The sequence below is a fragment of the Chitinophaga sp. CF118 genome (assembly GCF_900112615.1).
GTDB lineage: Bacteria > Bacteroidota > Bacteroidia > Chitinophagales > Chitinophagaceae > Chitinophaga.
On the sequence record NZ_FOMK01000003.1, the window covers coordinates 428,051 to 451,009 of the forward strand.

Genomic DNA, 22,959 nt, shown 5'->3' on the forward strand with positions numbered 1-22,959 from the left:
GCTGGGTTTAAAAATTAAAGGTATTCATATTTTCGGATTATTTTATCTTGCGCTCTGCTGTTAAATGTGAAGTAAAACTATGAACCAGGAGAATATCAAAGTTTCCGTATGCATACCTGCCTATAAGCAGGTAGATTACCTGCAACGCCTGCTGGACTCGCTGGTGATACAAACTTTTACCGCTTTTGAAATCGTAATTACTGATGATAGTCCGGATAACAGCGTAGAGGCCCTAGTACAGCAATATACCACAAAACTGCCCATACGATATTACAGGAATGTGCCTGCCAGGGGAATGCCGGGCAACTGGAATACTGCGCTGGACCTTGCAAAAGGGGAATATATAAAGATTATGCATGATGATGACTGGTTCGCACAGCCCGATTCACTGGCCCGGTTATGCCAGGCACTGGACGAGCATCCATTGCATGATTTTGCATATTCAGCCTATTATAATTATTACATCAGTTCAGGAGAAACCAGGCTGATGACTTCCCCCTCCTGGTTCCGAAAGGCTTTTGGCAAAAATCCGGTGAATGTATTGCAGGATAACCTCGTAGGGCCACCAAGTGTGGTAATTCATCGGAATAAACCCGCTTACCGGTACGATGAGAAAGTGAGATGGACCGTTGATGTAGACTTTTATATCCGCCTGCTAAAGGCACATCCCGGCTTCACTTATATAAATGAACCATTGTGTTATGTGGGGATGGGTAAAGAACAAATCACAGAAGAAGTACATAATAAACGGGAAGTATATATCCCGGAATACTTTTATCTGCTGGAAAAAACAGGCGGCGGTCATTTCAACAGCATCTTCGTATATGATTTTTTCTGGCGACTGCTGCGCAACATGCAAATCACGAAGTTATCTGATATCCGGGAGGCTGGCTTTAATGGTACAGTACCCGCTGTTACGGCTTATGTGATCAGATGGCAACAGTTATTCCCTGCGGGTTTGTTGCGGATAGGTGCCTTCTCTAAATTATTGATGACTATCTCTTTCCTGTTTGCCAGCAAACAGTCATAACCAGGTAAACTATGCAATTATCCATTATCATCGTCAACTATAACAGCCATCAGCTTATCATAGATTGCATTGATTCCGTTTTAAGGGAAACTAAGGACATCAGCTATGAAATCATTGTAGTAGATAATCAGTCTGCGGCCGGCAGCCTGCAACAGATTGTACAGGCACATCCCTCTATCACGGCGCTGGATATGGGCTATAACAGCGGTTTTTCCCGCGCTAATAATGCGGGTATGCGTCTTGCTAAAGGCGATCTGTTGTTATTACTGAACCCCGATACCCTGATCCTTGACAGGGCTCTTGACCGCTCTGTACAGCGGTTTGCTGCCAGCGGACATGTTGCTTGCGGCGTACAGCTGCTGAATCCAGACCTTACTCCGCAGATCTCCGGCAACTATTTCATGAAAGGAGGACTCAATCACCTGCTGCCATTACCTTACTGGGGTGGATTATTACGCTGGGTAGGCTATCGCCTGAATACAAAGGTGCCCAACGTGCAGGAAGCGAAGGCTGTACATGAAGTAGACTGGATCAGCGGCGCTTTCCTGATGGTGAAACGCAGTACACTTGAAAAGGCTGGTTATATGGATGAAGATTTTTTCCTGTTTGCAGAAGAGGTGGAGTGGTGCAGCCGGATTAAAAAACTGGGAATACTCGCTATTTACGGGGATATCAACGTGATTCACCTTCAGGGAGAAACAACCGGGGAGGCATTTGATTCAGCAGAAAAAGGATACTACGGATTGTTCGACCGCAAAGGGTTACAGATGATGTTATCGAATCATTTACGTGTACGTAAGCAGTTTGGAGTAGGATGGTATTTTGTGCTTTTGCTGAATTATACTTTCGCTGTACCAGTATTTTTCTTTGGGAGTATCATTGAAGGTCTGATACGATTGCGCAATCCTTTCAGACATATTCAAAAGGTTGGCGTACTGGCAAAGAACGTTGCAATGTTATGGTGGTTAACGCCTACCATAATACGGAACAAACCACATTTTTATAAAGTACTATAGTTTCTAAAAACATAAAATAAAAACCCGGCTCTCGATTTCAGAGCCGGGTTTTTATTTTATGTTTTTAGAAGAACTTACGCTTTAACCGGTTCTTTTTTCCTGCTATTTAAGAATGCTGTTACAGCAGAAAGAATGAGTAATACTAATACCAGTAATGTACTTCCGAATGAGATCTTCTCACCCAGGAAATAAGATTTAGGTTCAAATCTGAATTCAATCGTATGATTGCCGGCAGGAACGGACATCCCACGGAGTACATAATTCACACGGGAATAATCTGCTGGCTGACCGTCAATGTATGCTTTCCAGCCTTCTTTATAGTATACTTCAGAGAATACGGCAAACTGTGGTGTTTTAGACAAAGATGTATAGGATATTACATCCACATCATTCTTCAACAGTTTTATAGAAGCTGCACTGTCAAATACAGGTTCGCCTTTCACTAAAGATTTATAACGCTGGTCTATCACTACTGTATCGCGTGTATTTAATTCGTCCAGTGCTTTCATTTCAGCATCAGCATTTGGTACCCACTGGATATTTTTAACAAACCAGGCATTACCGAGTGCCTCAGGATTACGCTGTACAACAGGCTGTCCCTGCTGTCCCGGAACTATTACATACCGTGCGTTCAGCATGTTCAGTACATGGAGATTATTACGGCTCAGCTGATGTTCGATGATATCCTGATATAGCGTGAGTTTTGCAGCATGATATCCTCCTACGGAATTATGGTAGTAGGATGTCATTGCATCACTGAATGGATCCTGACGGGTAAGATTAAATACCCTGAAGTAAGGATCCTTATCCTGCATGATCTGCTGATCTACGGCAGACGGTGAAAATTCCTGGTTATATTTCAGTTGTTCCACATAGCTGTCGCTGTTCAGGTAACGTGTATCTACCTGTAGCAGGTCGAATAGCATTAATACCACAATCGCACCGGCCAGCCATTGCATCTTTATTTTACCCTTCAGGTAATAGAACATCAGGAAGTAGGCGATTGCTGCCAGCGCAATAGCACGGAGCACATCGTTACGGTAAATGGAAGCCCGGTCGGCATGCAGCGCATGCATCAGAGAATCTGCCACGGTAGTATTTCCGCCAGCCATCTGCGCAAACTGGGATTGCATGGCTGCATCTCCTGCATTGGAATAGGAGAGTGTGGCAGACAGCAGCAGCAATAGCACCAGGATACCACCAGTGATCATACCCGCCTGTTTCAGCGGTTTATAGAGGGCCTGTTTATTATTATTATTTTCTACCAGCTTTTGTAATGCCAATACCGCGAAAATGGCAAACGTGAGCTGAGGAATAATCAGGATCATGGAAGGAGCCCTGAACTTATTATAGAAAGGAAGATAATCGAACAGGGTATAGTTAAACCAGGAAAGATTGCTACCCCATGACATCAGGAGCGCCAATATGGTAATAGCCAGCAGCCACCATTTATGCCATGATTCAATGAGTAGAAATCCCAGTATTGCCAGCAAACAGGTGATGATACCAAGGTATACCGGTCCGGAAGTACCGGGCTGATCGCCCCAGTAGAGTGGCCAGGCTTTTATCATTTGTGCTGCCTGTTGATCTGGTACCTGTAATCCTTTCAGCGTTTTATATGTTTCAGAACCTTCTGTCAGTGGCCCCTGAGAGCTACCACCATACAGGTTAGGTACCATAAAGGTGAAAGATTCAAAGACCCCATAGCTCCAGCGGAAAGCATATTCTTTATCCAATCCGCTGCCCTTGGTAGCGGCTGCATTCTGTGTCAGTTCAGATTTACCACCACGGATTGTTTCCTTGGAATATTCGTAGGTAGTCCAGAGGTTCATGGTATTTACCCCAACACTGATCATCAGCGCGACTACCACCAGCGCGCCTGTGAGTATAAGGTGTTTGAAATCTTTACTACGAATGGAGACAACCGCAAACACAATTCCCAGAATCGCCAGCAGTAAAAAGAAGTAATAAGTTACCTGGAGGTGGTTCATGGCAATAAGCAGTGACATAAAAAGGGTGGTCACAGCAAGGCCCTGCAGGTATTTCTTTTGCACCAGTAACAGGATGCCCGCCAGTACAGCCGGCAGATATGCTATGGCCATCATTTTGGTATCATGTCCTGCACCTATGATCACCGGATCGTAAGTAGAATATGCGTAAGCGATGGCACCCAATACCCCAATCCAGGAACGCACTCTAAGTACATAGCTCAGGAAGTAGAAGCCCAGAGCGGCCAGGAACAGGAAGTGGATCGGCTTAGGCAACCAGAGTGTGAAAAGACTGTTAAAAGTGGCAATGTTAAAAGGAGCATTGGATTCCAGTGCTATCTGGTAAGCCGGCATCCCGCCAAACATTCTGTTAGTCCATAATGGAGTGTGCCCATGAGTGGCCTTATAGTCAAGCGATTGTTTGGCCATTGCCTGCCACTGAATGTTATCGTTTTGACTAAGCACTTTACCATCCAGTACAGGCTTGCAATAGAGTACCGCCAGCAAAAGCAGAACGCCTATTGCTATTATGTGAGGCAGCAGTTTTTTAAACCAATCAGGTTTCATATGCGTGACGCTTGAGTTAATAAGTGAATAAAGATAATATATTATACCCTATATATTATCAGTTTGATGGCAGATGCACCGGCTCCATAAATCCTTTCAGTACATCTATACGGAATTGGATCACAGGCCATGATTTAGCCGGTTTACCCTGTAAGAGATACCAGCTGCCTATCAGCACAGAAGCGCCCAGCTTAAAAAGATATTCCAATCCCTTCTTATACACTGCTCCGGGGCCTGCTGTCTGCATCCGTACTTTTTCCCCTCTGCCTATACCAGAAGCTACTCTGTACATATATTCGGATGTCAGTTTCTTTACTTCCACAACGTGATGTACAATCACTTCGGGATCATAATAGATGATTCCTCCTTTGGAGATCAGCTTGTAAAAGAATTCTTTTCCTTCTCCACCAATACGAAGGGTACCTTTTACTCCGGGCAGGCTGGTATTGAATCCTCCTACTGCAAAGAAGTTTTCCCTGCGCACTATCATATTGGATTCCAACGGATAACGACCGTTGTCGAATGGTTTTGTAACCGGACTGTAATCGAAATTGCCCACCAGGGAAGACACGTAGTGCGACATCCACTTGGGTTCTGACGGAATATAACGGGGAATGATCCTGCCACCGAGGCCAGTCGCATCCGGGTGCTGTTCAAAAAAACTGATAATATTGGTCAGGTATCCGGGCATTGCTACCGCATCATCGTCCATACAACAGATCAGTTGTCCGTGGGACAAATCCGCACCTGTATTACGTGCATAGGAAGCCCCCTGACGTTTTTCCAGGTGGTAATACAGCTGCATATCCGGATGGGAAGCAATGTAATCCTTCACTTTGGAAGCAGTATCATCCTGACTATTATTATCCACGACGATCACTTCATACCGCTGTTTGTCAACATCCTGTTTGTACAGGCTATCTATTGCCTGTATAATATAGGCCTCCCTGTTATATGAACAAATGACGATTGATATAACTATCTGCATGTGTCTCTCCGGGTATTTTTATTTGTGATTCTGATCAAGGAAAGCAAAATAACTGTAATTTATCCGAAATTTCAATATGGGCAGGTTACGATTCCTTTTAAAGCTGGCTTTTATCTGCAACCTGTGTTTTTTGCTGGTGCAGTTCTCCCGTTACATAAATATGAGCAAGGGGTTTGAATCGATCATAAAAAGCATTATTCCGCTGGGGATGATGGTTGCCTTTCCTTTGAATATAATAACGCTTATAATAGCCACTGTCATGCTGATCCGGCAAAAAAAGATCTGGAAGGAACTGCCCCCGTATTTATTTATAATAAATCTTATTATCTTACTGTCACAATTTTTCTTTCTATTCTGATGATCAACAATATACTTAAAGACCGCCCAACCAAATTATTTCTTTTTTTCTGCAGCTTCTTTGTAGCCAATGCATTAATAGCTGAATGCATTGGTGGGAAAATCTTTTCACTTGAGAAGCTCCTGGGCCTGCCGGTACACACATTTACCTTCTTCGGACAGAGTGGGTTATCCTTTAGCCTCACCTGTGGAGTGCTGTTATGGCCGCTGGAATTTGTATTGACAGACATTGTGAATGAATATTATGGCCCAAAGGCAGTAAGGCGTATTTCTTATATCGCTGTCAGCCTTATCGCCTATGCTTTTGTGATGTTTTATGTATCTATCCATGTACCGGCAGCTGAGTTCTGGTTAGGCACTGGTGTTCAGGATGGAGTGCCAGATATGCAGAGTGCGTTCAATGGTATTTTCGGACAGGGAATGTGGATCATCATTGGTAGTATTACAGCCTTCCTGGTGAGTCAGATCGTGGATGTGACAATATTTCACCGGATCAAGAAAGTTACCGGAGAAAAATATGTATGGCTGCGTGCTACAGGATCTACAATTGTATCTCAACTGGTAGACAGCTTTATCGTATTGTTTATAGCATTTAAGATAGGGAAAGACTGGAGCTGGCAACTGGTTCTGGCAATTTGCCTGGTGAACTATATATACAAATTTACTGTAGCCATATTATTAACACCGTTGATCTATTTTATTGAACATCGCATAGAACGTTACCTGGGGGCAGAGACAACTGCGAAGATGAAGGCGGCAGCAATGGGTAAGGAATTGGAATGATATTTTATTTTCTATAGTCAGATGCTTCGAAGAATCAGAGGCATCTGACCTATACATATTTTACTTTCACCAGATCGGCCACTACTTTATCTATTGGTAAAGTAACAGTAGCTGAGGAAAAGTCTTCCCAACTAATCCAGCGTACTCCTTCTACTTCAGTAACCCCTTCAGGAATGGTGAAGTCAAATGGTGCCGCGAGTATTGGTGCGGTAAAAGGCGAAACCGGTTTTACCAGGTAATAGATTGAGATGATCTGTGTATGATTGTCGAAAGCAGAGATCTGGAAGAAATCGGTTGTATAAAGATGTTCTACTACTTCTATTTGCTGGTTTAGTTCTTCCTGCCATTCCCGTATCACGCATTCCAGTGTACCTTCCCCGAATTCCAGCCCACCGCCGGGAAATTTGGTATAATATCCTCCACGGATGTATTCATCACTTACAAGCACTTGTTTCTGCTCATTCATCATTATACCATACACGCGAACATTAAACATACATTACAATTTGAACGTTAGAACCATTTCTTTTTCATGAAGTACCAGCTCATAATCACAGAAATAACGATGGAGAGGATCACCGGTATATAAAAGGCATGCGCAGAATGGGCAAAGGGAATTTCTACGTTCATCCCGTATACACTGGCCACCAGTACAGGAAAGGTAAGTACTATGGTAATGGAGGTGAGGCGTTTCATCACCAGGTTCAGGTTATTGGAAATGATGCTGGCAAAGGCATCCATGGTACTGCTGAGGATGTTTGTATAAATATTGGCCATTTCCAATGCCTGCGATGTATCAACGATCAGGTCATGCAGAAACTCTTTCTCATCTTCATTCAGTCCCAGGAAATTAGTACGTTCGAGCTTCATCAGCAATAGTTCATTACTGCGGAGGGCAGTAAGGAAATACACCAGGCTTTTCTGGATCCGCATAATATACAGGAGTTCTTCATTCCTGTTGCTGGCATATAGTTTTTGTTCCAGCATATTCCTGCGCTGGTTGATTTCTTTCAGATAATCCAGGAAGTTCATGGTTACCTTCTCGAAAATCTTCAATACCATCATATTCCGCTTTTCGGGATGGCGGTTATGGAAGGTATTCAGGAAACGGTTGATAGCCGCATTATCAAACGAGTTGACTGTTAAAATCTGATTATGTGTGAGGATGATAACGATAGGGATGGTAATGTAATACGCATCGCTTTCGTTGATAGAATTATTTTCTGTGGGTGTTTTGATGACGATGAGCTTGACATTATCTTCCAGCTCATAACGTGATTTCTCATCAATATCCATAGAGTCCGTCAGGAAGTCCAGCGGGATTTCCAGTTCTTCAGACAGTTGTTCGAACTCTGATTGTTTCAGCGGAGGGGTAATATTCACCCAGGCGCCATTTTCAGGGCTTGTAATTTCTACTGTACGTGCGTCTATGTTTTTGAAATATTGAATCATCGGCCGCAAAGGTAGAATAATTAATGATCGAAGCCGGCTATTAATCTTTATTTAACAGCCGCATTGATATCTCCTTCATAGACCAGGGTAGCAGGGCCGCAGAGCCAAATGTTGCTGTAAGATCGTTCACCGGTTTTTGTAAAACGTACTTCCAGCGAGCCTCCCAGGGTTTGTACGGGCACTACATATTCTTTTTCTTCCTGGGCTGTCATTAATGCAGCAGCTGTAACGCCGGTACCGCAGGAGTAAGTTTCATCTTCCACACCACGCTCATAAGTCCGTACGAAAATGCCTTTATCCATGTTCTGGACAAAGTTCACATTAGTACCTTCTTTAGCAAAACGATCGTTATAGCGGATCTCGCGACCTTGTGTATAAACATCCAGCGCCTGCACATCATCAGTGAATTTCACGAAGTGAGGGGAGCCGGTATTGAGATAATAGTAAAGAGAGCCTATTTCCACACCGTCTACATCCTGCATTTTCAGGTTCACCCAGTCTTCGCCTTTCATGGAGGCTTCATGAGGACCATCAACGGCCAGGAAGCGGAGGAGTTCCTGTTTGAGGCCCATTTTGCGGGCAAAAGCTACCAGGCAGCGGCCACCATTGCCACACATGCTGCTTTCCCGTCCGTCTGCGTTGTAGTACTTCATACCAAAGTCGTAGCCCTCCTGGTTGTTCAGTAGCATCAATCCATCAGCACCAATACCAAAGCGGCGATCGCACAGGTGGTGTACCTGCTCTTCCGTAAGGTTATTATAAGCGCCGTTCCGGTTGTCCATGATCACAAAATCGTTGCCGGTACCCTGGTATTTGTAAAAGTGAATTGCTGACATAATGCGCAAAAGTAAGAATTTATTGATATATAGAGGAGGAAGGGTAGAGATAAGGTAGAGATAGGATAGAGATTCATTCATCCTACGTTCATCCTTCGTTTTTAAACGTAGGATGAACGTAGGATGAACGAATCTCTATCGGATTTCAATCCCTTGGAAATAATAAATGCACTGAATTGATGTAGAATCGTAGATCTCAGGAGAAGGATTAGAATATCCCGCCCGGGCGAGATATTCTAATCAGGATAAGTTTATAATTTTTCTATGATTTCCAATGATGTCCTGATGAGGTTGTCTACTGCTTTTGCCCCATCTTTGCTGAATTCCTGCCGTACTCTGTTTGCTACTATCGCACTGATTGACAGGCATTCATGTCCTAAAACACGGCCTAATCCGTAAATACCGGATGTTTCCATTTCAAAATTGGAGATATAGTGCGTATCGTGATGAAATCCAGTGAGTTGTTCCAGTAACAAGGGGTGGGAGAGTGGCCCTCTCAGCGCACGGCCCTGTGGCGCATAAAATCCCGGGCAGGTAACAGTGATGCCTGTGTGAAAGCCATTGGTAAATTGTGTAGCCAGGTTTTGTGCAGCACTGAATAGCGAAGGACTGGCAGTACCAGGTAGTAAGCGGACCTGTTCACGGAAGGCTGCCAGCAGTGATTTCTCATCGGAGGTGTTTTCGAAGAGGTACCAGGGCATCAGGTTATCCAGGCCAAGGCCGTGAGAGGATACTACGAAGCCATCTACAGGTACATGCTCCTGTAGCGCACCGGAGGTGCCCAGGCGGATGATCTGTAACCGGGTGAGTGCCGGTTTAATGGTACGGCTGGTAAAATCGATATTTACTAGAGCATCCAGCTCATTCAGCACAATATCAATATTGTCTGTACCGATACCGGTAGAAACTACACTAACCCTCTTTTTACCAATGTACCCAGTATGCGTTACAAATTCCCGGTGCTGGTGTGTGCTTTCCAGCCGGTTAAAATGTTTACTGACTTCCGGTACACGGTCTGGGTCTCCTACCGTAATAATAGTGTCTGCAAGCTCTTCTGGTCTGACATCGAGATGGTAAACAGCACCTCGACTATTCAATATCATTTCGGATTCGGGAATACGTTGACTCATTGTAAACAAGTAAATGATGAAATAGATTTGGCAAATATCGAAAATTTACTACTTTTGCAGTCCCACAAAATTGGTGGGAAACAAAAATGGTTTCGTGGCCGAGTGGCTAGGCAGAGGTCTGCAAAACCTTTTACAGCGGTTCGAATCCGCTCGAAACCTCGGAATAAGGATTACAATTTTGTAATCCTTATTTTATTTTACAGAAATCCGATTGATTTACATTGTTTTGTCTCCACCATACAGTATTTTTAACAGGAAATCTTTGACCAGTCCTGGTATATTTCCGGATTTACAATATGCGGTAATCTCAAACCAGCCAATCCTGCAATGGTGTTCTTTGCAGCAATTACCGACATCGCATTTCTTGTATCCACTGTAGCAGATCCAATATGCGGAAGAATGGCCACGTTAGGCATGTCCAGTAGTGGATTATCCTTTGCCATTGGTTCAGGATTGGTTACATCCAAACCAGCTCCCCAAATGGTTCCTGCTTCTAGTGCTTTTTTCAGATCTTCTTCATTGTGAATGGATCCTCTAGCAGTATTGATGAAAATAGCGGAAGGTTTCATTTTACTGAAAGCAGTGGTATTAAAGATCCCTTTTGTTTCAGGCGTTAAAGCGGTGTGTACTGACAAAACATCACTTTGTTGCAGCAGTTCATCAAAAGAAACTTTTATGGCATTTAATTTCTCTTCAGCTTCTTCGTTATTACCGCGATTGTGATAAATCACTTTCATATTATAAGCACCCATACATTTCTTTGCCAGTTCAAATCCTATCTTTCCCAGTCCGAAAATACCGAGTGTTTTTCCATTCAGTTCAATACCCAGATCTGTAGTAGGATCAAAGAATTTCCATTCTCCTTTCAGTATCTTCTTATGTACATAAAAAGCTTTTCTTGAAGCTGCAAGCATCAGCAGGAAGGCTGTATCTGCTGTGGCTCCGCTTAATACACCCGGTGTATTGCCGATGGGGATATTAAGTTGTGTAGCTGCTTTCACATCTACATTATCGTACCCTACGGAAAGCAGTGCAATCACTTTCAGGTGTTTGCATTCGTTTAGAAAATTTGCATCGATGTTATTGGCACCTGAGCTAAGCAGCGCATCATGCTGTTTGCAGGCATCGATCAGTTCTGTTGGCGTAAGGTCTCTTTTTTCTGTCCATTGAGTGACAGTGATACCGGCATTCTGCAGTAATTGCAGTCCTGCGTCGGGTATTACTCTTGTAATAAATACTTTCATTGCAAAAAAATATGATCCCGTCAGGGGCACAATAATCATGCTGTTATTATGTCCTTGTTAAGAATTAGAAATAATATAAAGATGATCTTTCTTTTTTGAAGATATTTCATTATATTTGTTACCCTCCCATTTTCTTAGGAGGGTGAGCAGTAAGGCGTATGTGTGCTTGTATGAGGTGCTGACAATGAATTAATTGAGTAAATTATATCGTTTACAGTAAGTGATTTTGGACAATAACGTTAAGTAGAATTAAGCCTTCTGATGCTCTCAGGAGGCTTTTGTATTTTTTAGACTTAAATAAGAAGTGTATGTTGGAAATTGTTGAAGTAACAAAGAGTGATGTAGCTGCATTAAATCAGGTAAAAGCGCTTTTCCGTGAGTATGCCAACTGGCTGAGCGTAGATCTCAGCTTCCAGGGTTTCGAAGAAGAGTTAATTAGTTTGCCGGAGCCGGCTTATGTAGCACCTGAAGGTGTATTATTCCTTGCCAGAGTAGATGGATTACCTGCCGGTTGTGTGGCAGTTCGTCATTTTGAAAATTCTACCTGTGAAATGAAACGGTTATTCGTAAAGGATGCCTTTAAAGGACATGGAGTAGGCAGGGCACTGGCTTCCAGAGCTGTTAAAGCAGGCCGTGAACTGGGTTATAAACGTATGCTGCTGGATACACTGGCTCATATGACTCCCGCTATCGATTTGTATACAAGACTAGGATTTCAGCCTATTGCAGCGTATTACAATAACCCCATCAGCGATGCAGTATATCTGTCAATGATGTTGCAGGAAGAAAAGCCTGAACCAGCTTTGTAAGAAGCGTTAATTTAATATTTTGTTATAGCGTCGTCCGCGGACGGCATTTACAAATATTGATATTCTGTAGTGTAGGATGGACCCAACATCCTTTGTAAATCCGCTATGACAAGAATATCATGTTTCTTAACCTCCTACTTCTGCTTTCGAATCCCTGCGTTAGTCTTTACATTATGTGCCTGTTTTATTTATCAAAATAGCAGCGATTAAAGTGCTATGCCCGCTACTACCTGAAATGAATAAACGCACTTAAAACTAATAGAATATAAAAAAACGCCTCTCATCCCGAGGATGGAAGCGTTTGACAAAACAGCCGGCATCAGGCAATGAGTAAAATGAAAAAACCATCAAGGTTTAAAGTAATCCTTGATGGTCTTATCGATTTGGTAAGTTTAGCTCTAAAACTTAAGGCTCTGTGGGATTTGTTCCTGTAGAACCCAAGCCTAAGTGTTCAAAGCACTTAGGCTTTACTTTCACAGAAATACATCATTTATTCAAATAGTATAACAATTACCTTAAATTAGTATTACATTTTAACATACATATAGCATCTTTATTTAGGTAAAGAATACCCATTATGATATTGTGCTGACAGGAGTTTATTTGCTTGCTTATCATCAAAGTGTCCTTTCTCAGCATCCCAGTTTAGCTTTCTACCTGTCTTATAAGCAATGTTGCCCAACTGTGCTATTGTTGCTACATGTGCACCTGCCTGAATTGGAGTATGCAGATCTTCCAGTTTGCGGGATTTGATTACTTCCAGGAAGTTCACAGCATGCAGATCCAGTCCGTTATCTACTGATTTTTGTCTGGGGACAGCCTCCATTTTTCCCTTTTCAGGAATTACTTCCCATCCTCCACGGTCCAGTACCAGCGTACCATTATTCCCAATAAATGCAATACCATGATCACGGCCATACGGACCACCATCAATACCAATAGCATGTTCCCACTGGATATTAAAATTGTCAAATTGATAAACAGTAGTTAGTGTATCAGGTGTTTCTTCTGCATCATCGGGGAAGGCAAACTTGCCGCCTGCTGCCATCACGGACTTAGGGTCCTGTGCTTTCATGCCTAACAGGGCATAGTCCAGCAAGTGAACACCCCAGTCGGTCATCAGGCCGCCAGCGTAATCCCAGTACCAGCGGAAGTTGAAGTGAAAGCGATTTGGATTAAAGGGTCTTGTCTCTGAAGGGCCAAGCCAGGATTTGTAATCAACACCGGGAGGAGGCGTACCATCCGGTTGTTTGGGAATGGAGTGCATCCAGCCCATATAAGCCCAGGCTTTTACAAGGCGTACCTGCCCAAGTTTACCGGAATGCACAAAAGCAACGGCATCCTTAAAGTGTTGCTGACTGCGTTGCCACTGGCCTACCTGTACAACACGTTTCGTGCGTTCCTGGGCGGCTACCATCGCATTTATTTCAGCGATGGAATTACCACATGGTTTTTCCACATATACATCTTTACCGGCAGCAACAGCATCGGTCATCTGCAGGCAATGCCAATGATCGGGTGTACCAATGATCACAGCATCAATATCCTTATCCTCCAGCAGTTTGCGGTAATCGCTGTAAGCCTTCACCTTGTAGCCTCTCTGGGTGAGCTCTGCTACTTTTTTATCCAATACATTCTTATCCACATCGCAAAGCGCTACACACTGTGCGTACGGATTTTTTAGAATAGCATTGAGATCTGCCCATCCCATACCGTTGATGCCGATGGCGGCTACATTTATACGGTCACTGGCAGCCATAGCCCTAAGAGAAGATGGGAATGCGGAAATCAGTCCTGCGCCTGCCATAATAGTGGATGCAGAACGGATAAAATTTCGTCTGGAATTGTTCATACGTGGGTAATTTTCAATGATTGTGGAAGGGTGAAACCCGGAAAGCTACAGTTAGATAAGATCCTGATGTTACTTTCCGGGTTAGGCCTCTTTATACTAAAATTCTTCGTTTTCTTCTTCTGTGCCGGTACCGAAGTTTATCATTGTACCCAGCAGGTCACTGAAACGGGTTTCGTTTTCCACTACTTTCTTGCTGATCAGGGAGTAGGAGGCAAGACCGTGCAGCACAAATTCCATCAGCAGTAATTGCTCTTTGTTGGCCGCAGCAGGGAACTTTGCTTTCACTATATCTTTCAGTCCTTCTACTTTTTTCAGTGAAGTTTCGTACTGTTTATCACTCACATCCTGCAATAGTTGTACAGCATTTCCTTTATCAAACCATTGGATAACGGTGCGGTATGGATTCTCTGTGTTGGCAACCTGTTTACGTTTCTTAAAGGAATCCGGATTCGGGAAATACTGGGTGAATACGCTGCGTACGGCTTTATCCAGCAGATTCACAGCCACTTGTAGCGGCCCTTCCTGTTCTCCTTCGTATACCAGTTCTATTTTACCGGTAATAGCAGGAATGATACCCTGGAGATCGGCAATCCGTACATGTGTATCTTTTTCTTTGTTGATGATAGCTCTGCGTTCGCCTGCACTCACGGCATTCTCATATGCAGCGATGGTGAGACGGGCAGATACACCGCTCTTTTTATCTACATACTCACTGCTGCGTGCTTCAAAAGCCACCTGTTCTATGAGGCGTTTGATCATATCACTGATGTGGATATGCTGTTGTTCAGCATGCACATTTGCTTCCTGTTCGGTAATGAGCAGGGAGTTTTCCACGTTCTTTGGGTAGTGGGTGATGATCTGACTTTCGATACGGTCTTTAAGTGGTGTTACGATGGAGCCGCGGTTTGTATAGTCTTCCGGATTAGCGGTGAATATAAACAGGATGTCCAGCGGCATCCGCACTTTGAAACCACGTATCTGGATATCACCTTCCTGCAGGATGTTGAAGAGGGATACCTGGATGCGGGCCTGTAGATCGGGTAATTCGTTGATCACGAAAATACCGCGGTTGGAACGGGGAATGATACCAAAGTGGATCACTCTTTCATCAGCGTAGTTGAGCTTCAGGTTCGCCGCTTTGATAGGATCGATATCACCTACCAGGTCAGCCACGGATACATCCGGAGTAGCCAGTTTCTCTCCGTAGCGGGCTTCTCTTGGAATCCAGGCAATGGGAGTCTTATCACCCATTTCAGCCACGATATCACGCGCGTAACGTGACAGCGGAGCAAAAGGATTATCATTCACTTCAGAGCCTTCCACGATAGGAATAAATTCATCCAGTAAAGTGATCATCTGGCGGGCCATACGCGTTTTAGCTTGTCCGCGAAGCCCAAGGAACAGAATGTTATGACGGGAGAGGAGTGCTCTTTCTGTATCGGGAATAACGGTATCTTCATAGCCGATGATCCCAGGAAAAGCATTCTCTTTTTTCTGTAGTTTTTGTACCAGGTTATGCCTGATTTCTTCTTTTACTGATTTGGGTTTGTAGCCACTTTTCTTTAGTTCGCCTAACGTTCTTATGTTATTCATATTCTAATTAGCAGGATTTGCGCTCTTTGATGGAGCGGTTTGTTGATGATATTTTATGTTGCTACAAACATGAGGCTCCAGACAGAGCCGGATGGTGTTATATAGCATCCCGACGGTCACACTGTTTTTCTTTTCCCGTTCTCGAAATCGAAGAAGAGGAATTGACCCAGTTTATCAAGACCGGAAAAGAACGCTTTTCCGTTGTTTGTTTCTGTGAATTCCGTTACAAACTTCTGTAACCACGGATCTGTAGCTACCATAAAAGTAGTGATGGGTATTTTCAGCTTTTTGCATTGAGCCGCCAGGTTCAGTGTACGGTTCAGGATCTTGCGATCCAGGCCAAAGCTGTTCTTGTAATAATCTTTACCGATTTTCAGGCAGGTAGGTTTACCGTCTGTAATCATAAAGATCTGTTTGTTGGGATTGCGTCGCCGGCGAAGGATATCCATTGCCAGCTCCAGTCCCGCTACGGTATTGGTGTGGTAAGGTCCTACCTGCAGATAGGGAAGATCTTTGATTTCTATCTGCCAGGCGTCGTTACCAAATACGATGATGTCCAGCGTATCCTTGGGATAGCGGGTGGTAATCAGTTCACTCAGCGCCATAGCCACTTTTTTGGCAGGCGTGATCCTATCTTCACCATACAGGATCATAGAGTGGGAAATATCAATCATCAGGGCTGTGGACGTTTGTGTTTTAAAGTCCGTTTCCTGGATCTCCAGGTCATCCTGACTAATCGAAAAGCTTTCCACACCGTGATTGATCTGCGCATTCCGGATAGATGCCGTCATATCTATCTGTTCCAGTGCGTCGCCAAACTGGTACGGACGGGTATCAGCGTTCAATTCATCCCCCTGTCCGGATTTACGGATGTTGTGATTACCGACGTTGGTCTTTTTAAGTTTACCGAAGATTTCTTCCAGTGCTCTTTTGCGGATATCCTGTTCTGTTTTACCGGTAATCTGGACAGTACCGTTTTCTTCGTTTTCCTTGAGATATCCTTTTTCTTTAAGTTCCTGTATAAAATCCCCGATCCCGTAATCTTTATCTGTAAGTTGGTACTCTTTGTCGAGTTCGGTGAGCCACTGCAGGGCTTCGCTAACGTCGCCGCTGGTGTAGGTAAGCAATTGAGTAAACACGTCCAGTAGCTTCTCAAATGGCGATTTTCCTTGCTCCTCGGGTTCAAATTTGGAAAAATGTATGCCTCTCATAATAGTTCTAAATTAATGAATTTAGTTGGGATGCACTAGTGCCCGTGATCAATGGTGTTTTATACGGATAACCAGTAGATATAAAGTATTGATAGTTATTGTTATAGTGAGATTTTATGACCCTATTCCGGATGTTATATCATTATTATCTATATAATTTCCGGTTATCACATCTTATTTGCATTCTTCGTGGAAACCTGTTATTTTTCGCAATGGTCTTTTCAGATTATCAATAAAAAATTATAGCAGATGATTAAAAACATGAGTAAAGCATTGTTGTTAGCCGGCACAATGATGGTCTCCACGTTAGGTTTTGCACAGGGAAAAGCAGACAAGCTGGGCTGGAAACTGGGAGCACAGGCATATACTTTTAACAGGTTCACACTGGCTGAAGCACTGGATAAAATGGATAGCGTTGGCGTTCATTATGTAGAATGTTATAATGGCCAGAAATTAGGTGGTGGTCTGGAAGGTGTTTTTGAATGGAAAATGGATGCTGCAAAGCAGGCAAAGGTAAAGGCGCTTTTTAAGCAGAAGAACAAGCAACTGGTAGCTTATGGTGTATTATCACCTGCTGATGAAAAAGAGTGGATAGAGGTATTCACATTTGCGAAAGCAATGGGCATCCAGGTAATCACTGCAGAGCCTAAACGCGAACATTGGGATATCGTATCTAAATTATGCGATAAATACCAGATCAAGGTAGCTATCCACGATCATCCAAAACCAAGTCACTACTGGCATCCGGATAGCGTACTGGTAGCTATTAAAGGACGTAGTAAACTAATGGGCTCCTGCGCAGATATAGGTCATTGGGTTCGCTCAGGACTGGATCCTGTTGAATGTATTAAAATGCTGAAAGGCCATGTATTACATTCACACTTCAAAGATCTGAATGAAAAATCTCCTGAAGCACATGATGTGGTATGGGGAAATGGTGTATCGAATATGGCAGGTGTACTGGCTGAGTTAAAAGCACAGCAGTTCAAAGGCATGTTCTCCGTAGAATATGAGTACCATTGGGACAATAGCGTACCAGAGGTGAAAGAATGTGTGAAGTACTGGTGGGCACAGGTGAATAAATTGTAAGAACTTGATTTTCAATAAAAAAAACTCCTGCGAAAGCAGGAGTTTTTTTATGGCTTATAGTATAAATGCAATCTGATAATTCCTGCTAATACCAAAGCTCCACCGAAGCCTTACTGGTATCTCTGGTACTGACAATGATAAACCTGTCGCATATCATCCGTTCATTCTTACCAGGATTCTCAGATTTATAAAACTCCAGTACAACGGAAGCGTAATTTGATTTGTGAGAGAGTACAGGAATCAGTGTTCCTACTATTTCCCGGGAAAATTCCTTTAATTCAGCACTATCTTTTTTACAAACATTCAGCCCTTTGATGTTTTTCAATGTCAGCGATAAAGTGCCATTTGTTTTATTTCCACCGATAGCATCATTATCGTGTTTCATTTCTACCTCACATTCATATTCTTCTTTCAGTGAATCCGCAAAAGCTTTTTCCTGTTGGGATAGCTGAATTTCTGGAGATGAACAGCCGTATAAGAACAAGCAGGCAATTATAAAAGGTTTCATAGTATAAATATAAAAAAGTCCCGGCTAATTAAATAACCGGGACTTTTTGTATTACTGTAGTTTTTTATTTAGTAGTATCATCTACGGTACTAATCACAGGTGTCTGATCCTGGATAGCATTATGTGTTGAATCATTGAAATCAGCTTTCATACGTCCCAGCAAGGAAATGAACTGTTCAGCCGTTTGCCCGTCGCGTTGTAGATCGCTGGTGAGCTTAGATGAAGGCAGCTGACGGTAGTACATCAACTGCTGGTTACAATCCTTGATGATTTTTTGTGCAATCTCATCAGCCTTTTTCTTATCACCTGCCAGGTAGTATGCGTATACAGTCTGCATAGAGCTGTAGTTATACATTTGTCCCGGAGTGGTCATTGCATAAGGGAAGGTGTTTTCCAGCAGGTTCTTATCCGCTTTATTAAGAACGGCCAGTGCTGAATCTTTCTTGCCATCAATAGCCAGTGCGGTACCCAAACGGGTGTAAGCGTTTCTTACATATTGCAGCAGCTTACGGTTAGGTTCGTCAAAGTAGGTGCCATTTACGTTAGCACCACCGAATGTAAACTTACCCATAAGGTTCTGGTACATAAATGGAACGTTCACATTTTTCTCAGCCCCCATCGGATCGTTACTTTCTTCTTTTTTCAGCGGTACCAGGTGGTAAGTAAGACCATCCATACGCAGATAGTCGTTGATACCAAGGTCTGTAGGGCTGGTAAAGTAGATAGGACGTTTCCAGTTGTTTGCAGTAATGATATCATATACTGCCAGATCATTCTTTAACAGGTATTGCTTGTTGATCTGGAAAGGCAGTTGTGGTAAAATTCTTGCACTGTCGTGAATGTCCACCGCGCCACTCTTAATAACTTCAGCTATGTCAACAGGTATGAACAGTTTCTGCGCTGGCAAATAGTTCTGTGTATCACCATCCTGAGTAGTCAGCTTGGCACGAGGATCGTCTGTTCCCATGAAATCCATTACTTCTTTCAGGTTATAGAACTTATCCTGAGGGAAAGTTCCTGCATCATAGAAGCGGATGTAATTACGGGTTTCACCACGGTATTTATCGGGTGTCCAGCTCATAGGCACGCCAGGACTCTGGTTTACCATCTGACGTTGCTGATCAATGTACCAGTCTACTCCCAGTAAACTAAGGTTGATTACACGTATATCAGGACGGATATTTTCCACTTCCTGCGCATACCACAGCGGGTAAGTATCGTTATCACCTACAGTAAAGAGGATCGCATTCGGCGCACATGATTCCAGGTAATCTCTGGCAACATCGCGGGCAACTGTTTTGGTAGAACGGTCATGGTCATCCCATTCCTGGAAGCCCATCAGTACCGGTACGGCTAACAGACATACCAATGTTGCTATAGGAGCTGCTACAGACAGTTTCGTTTTCTTTTTGATGAATTCGAATACTGCCAGTACACCAAGGCCAATCCATATTGCATAAGCATAGAAGGAACCTACATAGGCGTAGTCACGTTCACGTGGCTGGTTACCTGCCTGGTTAAGATACAGGACGATGGCAAAACCAGTGAAGAAAAACAGCAGACCAGCTACCAGTGTATCTCTGCGATGATATTTGTAGTGGTATAACAAACCGATGATACCTAAAATGAAAGGCAGCAGGAAGAGTTTGTTATGCGCTTTGTTATTTTTTAAGCTATCAGGCATTGCTGACTGGTCGCCATAAATGATATTATCAATGAAATTGATACCAGTGATCCAGTTACCATCACGCACGTTACCATATCCCTGGGTATCATTCTGTTTTCCGGAAAAGTTCCACATGAAGTAGCGGAAATACATGAAGTTTACCTGGTACCCTACAAAGAATTTAATGTTATCTACAAAAGAAGGTTTTTCACCCTGTTGTAATCCGAGGAAGTTACGGTAGTAGTCGGCATGCCCCTGATCGTTACTACCATCCCAAACGCGGGGGAATAACATTTTATCCTCAGCAGCGTATACTGGTTCCTGTTTCTTACCTGCTACCTCATATTTATCTTTACCACGGGCATATACATTGCCACCTTCTTTGTATTCGGTAGGATGTGCAGTGAACACCTGACCATAAATAAGCGGGAAATCACCATATTGCTCACGACCCAGGTAACCAACAAGGGAAATCGGGTTGTCTACATTGTACATATCCACGGAAGGATTGGCTGTAGACCTCACCATGGTGGTAATGTATGTTGAGTAACCGAGTAACAGGAAGAGTACGCAGTAGATAGTAAGTTTGGTGAAATGGGCGGCACTGGTTGTATTTAGTTTTACACCGAAAAGGCGTAATACGTAAGGAACGAACAGTACAATAGCGGCCAGTATTAATTTCATGAATACGGCACCACCACCATCATTGAATGCCGGAATAATGATAACGGAAGCAACGAGAATCAAAGGAGCATAGATACTGAACTTCTGATTTTTCAATCCGTAGAGCAGCAGAGCTACCAGCACTATAAAGTAGAAGGCAAAACCAGTGAAGAAAGGCATGCCCAGGGAATTTTTGAAGAATACGTCCATATAACCGGAAGACCTGATAGTATCCTGGATAATGAACTTTTGTATCGCTCCTGTAACACCACAACCTACCAGGAAGGCCCAGAAGGTACCCATTGGAGTTACTTTGTAACGTCTGAAATAATAGACCATTACCATCGCTGGTATGGTAAGCAGGTTCAGTAAGTGCACCCCGATAGAAAGTCCCATCATAAATGCGATGAAAACGATCCAGCGGTCTGCATAAGGCTCATCAGCCTCATGTTCCCATTTAAGGATGGCCCAGAACACAATAGCAGTGAAGAAGGAGGACATAGCGTATACCTCACCTTCTACAGCGGAGAACCAGAATGAATCGGAGAAAGTGTAAGCCAATGCACCAACAACCCCGGAACCCATAATAGCGATCATTTTCTCGCCGGAGATGGGTTCACCGTTCTTTACCATCAGGCGACGGGCAAAGTGAGTGATGGTCCAGAAAAGGAATAGAATAGTAAAACCACTGGCCAGGGCAGACATAGCGTTAACGCCTAATGCAGCCTGTGATGGCTCAAGGAACATAGTAAACAACCTACCCAACAGCACGAACAAGGGCGCTCCCGGTGGGTGGGGTACCTGCACTTTGTAGGCACTGGAAATGAATTCGCCGCAGTCCCACAAGCTGCCGGTAGCCTCCATAGTCATCAGATAGACAGTGCAGGCGATGATACAAATAACCCAACCCACAATGTTGTTGGTCCTTTTAAAATTCATAGAGATGTTTTAGGTCCGACAAAAATAGAAAAAGTGGCAAATTATGATAATTAAGGATAACAGTTTTAACTTTTTCTTTAATAAGTTATTTTTCTTCTTTTTAAGAGATTTTGTAAATGCTTTGGAGGTCAGTCAGTTGTATTTACTTTCCGTCGATCATATAAGGGTGTATAAGGCCATTTTTTGGCAATCTGTAGAAGTTCTTAGCCAAAGATGACCCGGACTGTCTGGTAAAAGGAGAGTTGCTGATAGCCAGAACTGCTGGTCAACTGATCACGGTCAAAGCCCTGCAAACCAAAAAGGCCGGCCGCATTTCCTTTATTAATGGCTATTTCGAGATAACCGGCCGCGTTAAACAGTGCCAGTTTATGTCCTTCCGGCACATCAGCATAGGTATCCACGATCTGGGTGATTACCTCATCCCTGCGGAAGTAGATAGAGAATGGCCTGTTCTGACGTTGTTCGTCAAATTGTTTCCGGGTAATGTTTACTACTACGTTCTCAAAATTGTCTATGTGGATGATCTGACCGTCAATATAATCCTGGCCGGTCATAGGCTGCAGGTTGTTTTTAACGATATAGTCAGTGGCAGGCGCTCCCAGTTCAGCCAGGTCTTTCCCCTTTTGCAACTCCTGATAGGCCTGTGCAAAACGTTTAATGATGCTGAAGGTATCTTTGGGATATTGTTTGTCCAATGGCAGCTTTACCACCCTTAAAGGCATTCCGTCGGCGATCATGGTGGTCAATCCGTTATCAGCACAGGCAATATATTGCCCATTATGTTCTGCAAGCAACACATAGTCTGCTTTACGGTCAAAGAGATTGATTAGCACTATATGGAACGCTTTGGGAGGAAAGTATGCAAATGCTCCTTTGCAGATGTATGTTGCCTGTGGCAGGTTGAAAGGAGAGATCTGATGGGTGATGTCCATTACCTGCGCTCCGGGACAGTGTTGCCACAGCTGCCCTTTGATAGCGCCTACCAGGTAATCCTGTAATCCTATGTCAGATGTTAGTGTAATAATGGACATGCAAAGATAAATTCCTAATACCCAAAAAGAATGCCATTGGGGATTTGCTTTAAATATTATTGCAAAGAAAGATAAAATCTGCATGCTGCCGCGTGCTGGCAGGGAAATAATTGTTCAGATGTGAATAACTATAAAGTAGCTGATGGCTAATACGTTACGTATAAAACCCGAATGCAGAACACTTTATGAAGCATTCTGCGTCCGGTA

General features: G+C 43.4%; 18 protein-coding genes and 1 tRNA gene. 6 read left to right on the forward strand and 13 right to left on the reverse strand.

Annotated elements, in window-relative coordinates; all coding sequences use genetic code 11:
- The first annotated feature begins 79 nt into the window (after positions 1–79).
- Entirely contained in the window at positions 80–1,030 is a 951-nt protein-coding gene (locus BM176_RS14040) for a glycosyltransferase family 2 protein (RefSeq protein WP_090104005.1), read from the forward strand.
- An 11-nt stretch (positions 1,031–1,041) separates the two neighbouring features.
- On the forward strand, positions 1,042–2,046 hold the full coding sequence (locus BM176_RS14045) for a glycosyltransferase family 2 protein (RefSeq protein ID WP_090104007.1): 1,005 nt from the start codon (positions 1,042–1,044) through the stop codon (positions 2,044–2,046).
- Positions 2,047–2,120: 74 nt separating this feature from the next.
- Here BM176_RS14045 and BM176_RS14050 read toward each other — a convergent pair whose 3' ends face one another.
- Positions 2,121–4,601 (reverse strand): YfhO family protein, encoded by a 2,481-nt coding sequence (locus tag BM176_RS14050; RefSeq protein ID WP_090104009.1) that lies wholly within the window; start codon positions 4,599–4,601, stop codon positions 2,121–2,123.
- A 58-nt stretch (positions 4,602–4,659) separates the two neighbouring features.
- Positions 4,660–5,589 (reverse strand): glycosyltransferase family 2 protein, encoded by a 930-nt coding sequence (locus BM176_RS14055; protein ID WP_090104011.1) that lies wholly within the window; start codon positions 5,587–5,589, stop codon positions 4,660–4,662.
- Positions 5,590–5,946: 357 nt separating this feature from the next.
- On the opposite strand from BM176_RS14055, the gene BM176_RS14065 reads away from it, so the two are divergent.
- Positions 5,947–6,729, forward strand: a complete 783-nt coding sequence (locus BM176_RS14065) for a queuosine precursor transporter (protein WP_090104015.1) — start codon at positions 5,947–5,949, stop codon at positions 6,727–6,729.
- Positions 6,730–6,778: 49 nt separating this feature from the next.
- On the opposite strand, the gene BM176_RS14070 is transcribed toward BM176_RS14065, so the two are convergent.
- The 4 genes from BM176_RS14070 to BM176_RS14085 all read right to left on the reverse strand — a co-directional run bounded on the left by BM176_RS14070 (position 6,779) and on the right by BM176_RS14085 (position 10,147).
- Positions 6,779–7,225 (reverse strand): NUDIX domain-containing protein, encoded by a 447-nt coding sequence (locus tag BM176_RS14070; RefSeq protein WP_090104017.1) that lies wholly within the window; start codon positions 7,223–7,225, stop codon positions 6,779–6,781.
- A 17-nt stretch (positions 7,226–7,242) separates the two neighbouring features.
- Positions 7,243–8,181 carry a magnesium transporter CorA family protein gene (locus BM176_RS14075; RefSeq protein ID WP_090104019.1) on the reverse strand — a complete coding sequence of 313 codons (939 nt, stop codon included), beginning with the start codon at positions 8,179–8,181 and terminating at the stop codon, positions 7,243–7,245.
- A 47-nt stretch (positions 8,182–8,228) separates the two neighbouring features.
- Positions 8,229–9,017 carry a diaminopimelate epimerase gene (gene dapF, locus BM176_RS14080; RefSeq protein ID WP_090104021.1) on the reverse strand — a complete coding sequence of 263 codons (789 nt, stop codon included), beginning with the start codon at positions 9,015–9,017 and terminating at the stop codon, positions 8,229–8,231.
- A 251-nt stretch (positions 9,018–9,268) separates the two neighbouring features.
- Positions 9,269–10,147: a nucleoside phosphorylase gene (locus BM176_RS14085; RefSeq protein ID WP_090104023.1), complete on the reverse strand. Its 879-nt coding sequence runs from the start codon at positions 10,145–10,147 to the stop codon at positions 9,269–9,271.
- Positions 10,148–10,235: 88 nt separating this feature from the next.
- Here BM176_RS14085 and BM176_RS14090 point away from each other — a divergent pair.
- Positions 10,236–10,306 (forward strand) — tRNA-Cys (locus BM176_RS14090).
- Positions 10,307–10,395: 89 nt separating this feature from the next.
- Here BM176_RS14090 and BM176_RS14095 read toward each other — a convergent pair.
- Entirely contained in the window at positions 10,396–11,391 is a 996-nt protein-coding gene (locus BM176_RS14095) for a 2-hydroxyacid dehydrogenase (protein ID WP_090104911.1), read from the reverse strand.
- A 308-nt stretch (positions 11,392–11,699) separates the two neighbouring features.
- On the opposite strand from BM176_RS14095, the gene BM176_RS14100 reads away from it, so the two are divergent.
- Positions 11,700–12,200, forward strand: a complete 501-nt coding sequence (locus tag BM176_RS14100; protein WP_090104025.1) for a GNAT family N-acetyltransferase — start codon at positions 11,700–11,702, stop codon at positions 12,198–12,200.
- A gap of 553 nt (positions 12,201–12,753) precedes the next feature.
- Here BM176_RS14100 and BM176_RS14105 read toward each other — a convergent pair.
- From BM176_RS14105 to BM176_RS14115, 3 genes are all read right to left on the reverse strand, one after another.
- Complete coding sequence (locus BM176_RS14105; RefSeq protein WP_090104027.1) at positions 12,754–14,052, reverse strand: Gfo/Idh/MocA family protein; 1,299 nt, start codon at positions 14,050–14,052, stop codon at positions 12,754–12,756.
- 96 nt (positions 14,053–14,148) lie between these two features.
- Complete coding sequence (locus BM176_RS14110; protein ID WP_090104029.1) at positions 14,149–15,645, reverse strand: sigma 54-interacting transcriptional regulator; 1,497 nt, start codon at positions 15,643–15,645, stop codon at positions 14,149–14,151.
- A 116-nt stretch (positions 15,646–15,761) separates the two neighbouring features.
- On the reverse strand, positions 15,762–16,856 hold the full coding sequence (locus BM176_RS14115; RefSeq protein ID WP_090104031.1) for a vWA domain-containing protein: 1,095 nt from the start codon (positions 16,854–16,856) through the stop codon (positions 15,762–15,764).
- A gap of 249 nt (positions 16,857–17,105) precedes the next feature.
- On the opposite strand from BM176_RS14115, the gene BM176_RS14120 reads away from it, so the two are divergent.
- Positions 17,106–17,945, forward strand: a complete 840-nt coding sequence (locus tag BM176_RS14120; protein WP_090104033.1) for a sugar phosphate isomerase/epimerase family protein — start codon at positions 17,106–17,108, stop codon at positions 17,943–17,945.
- 85 nt (positions 17,946–18,030) lie between these two features.
- Here BM176_RS14120 and BM176_RS14125 read toward each other — a convergent pair whose 3' ends face one another.
- From BM176_RS14125 to BM176_RS14135, 3 genes are all read right to left on the reverse strand, one after another.
- Complete coding sequence (locus BM176_RS14125) at positions 18,031–18,453, reverse strand: hypothetical protein (protein ID WP_090104035.1); 423 nt, start codon at positions 18,451–18,453, stop codon at positions 18,031–18,033.
- A gap of 64 nt (positions 18,454–18,517) precedes the next feature.
- Complete coding sequence (locus BM176_RS14130; protein ID WP_090104037.1) at positions 18,518–21,721, reverse strand: glycosyltransferase family 117 protein; 3,204 nt, start codon at positions 21,719–21,721, stop codon at positions 18,518–18,520.
- Positions 21,722–21,924: 203 nt separating this feature from the next.
- The gene (locus BM176_RS14135) at positions 21,925–22,752 is read right to left on the reverse strand and encodes an SAM hydrolase/SAM-dependent halogenase family protein (RefSeq protein WP_090104039.1); all 828 of its coding nucleotides are present in this window, start codon (positions 22,750–22,752) and stop codon (positions 21,925–21,927) included.
- Positions 22,753–22,959: the final 207 nt, after the last annotated feature.

Excerpts from the sequence above, each read along its gene's own strand:
- BM176_RS14040 (WP_090104005.1), top strand. The coding sequence starts at position 80 with ATGAACCAGGAGAATATCAAAGTTTCCGTATGCATACCTGCCTATAAG.
- BM176_RS14045 (WP_090104007.1), top strand. The coding sequence starts at position 1,042 with ATGCAATTATCCATTATCATCGTCAACTATAACAGCCATCAGCTTATC.
- BM176_RS14050 (WP_090104009.1), bottom strand. The coding sequence starts at position 4,601 with ATGAAACCTGATTGGTTTAAAAAACTGCTGCCTCACATAATAGCAATA.
- BM176_RS14055 (WP_090104011.1), bottom strand. The coding sequence starts at position 5,589 with ATGCAGATAGTTATATCAATCGTCATTTGTTCATATAACAGGGAGGCC.
- BM176_RS14065 (WP_090104015.1), top strand. The coding sequence starts at position 5,947 with ATGATCAACAATATACTTAAAGACCGCCCAACCAAATTATTTCTTTTT.
- BM176_RS14070 (WP_090104017.1), bottom strand. The coding sequence starts at position 7,225 with ATGTTTAATGTTCGCGTGTATGGTATAATGATGAATGAGCAGAAACAA.
- BM176_RS14075 (WP_090104019.1), bottom strand. The coding sequence starts at position 8,181 with ATGATTCAATATTTCAAAAACATAGACGCACGTACAGTAGAAATTACA.
- dapF (WP_090104021.1), bottom strand. The coding sequence starts at position 9,017 with ATGTCAGCAATTCACTTTTACAAATACCAGGGTACCGGCAACGATTTT.
- BM176_RS14085 (WP_090104023.1), bottom strand. The coding sequence starts at position 10,147 with ATGAGTCAACGTATTCCCGAATCCGAAATGATATTGAATAGTCGAGGT.
- BM176_RS14095 (WP_090104911.1), bottom strand. The coding sequence starts at position 11,391 with ATGAAAGTATTTATTACAAGAGTAATACCCGACGCAGGACTGCAATTA.
- BM176_RS14100 (WP_090104025.1), top strand. The coding sequence starts at position 11,700 with ATGTTGGAAATTGTTGAAGTAACAAAGAGTGATGTAGCTGCATTAAAT.
- BM176_RS14105 (WP_090104027.1), bottom strand. The coding sequence starts at position 14,052 with ATGAACAATTCCAGACGAAATTTTATCCGTTCTGCATCCACTATTATG.
- BM176_RS14110 (WP_090104029.1), bottom strand. The coding sequence starts at position 15,645 with ATGAATAACATAAGAACGTTAGGCGAACTAAAGAAAAGTGGCTACAAA.
- BM176_RS14115 (WP_090104031.1), bottom strand. The coding sequence starts at position 16,856 with ATGAGAGGCATACATTTTTCCAAATTTGAACCCGAGGAGCAAGGAAAA.
- BM176_RS14120 (WP_090104033.1), top strand. The coding sequence starts at position 17,106 with ATGATTAAAAACATGAGTAAAGCATTGTTGTTAGCCGGCACAATGATG.
- BM176_RS14125 (WP_090104035.1), bottom strand. The coding sequence starts at position 18,453 with ATGAAACCTTTTATAATTGCCTGCTTGTTCTTATACGGCTGTTCATCT.
- BM176_RS14130 (WP_090104037.1), bottom strand. The coding sequence starts at position 21,721 with ATGAATTTTAAAAGGACCAACAACATTGTGGGTTGGGTTATTTGTATC.
- BM176_RS14135 (WP_090104039.1), bottom strand. The coding sequence starts at position 22,752 with ATGTCCATTATTACACTAACATCTGACATAGGATTACAGGATTACCTG.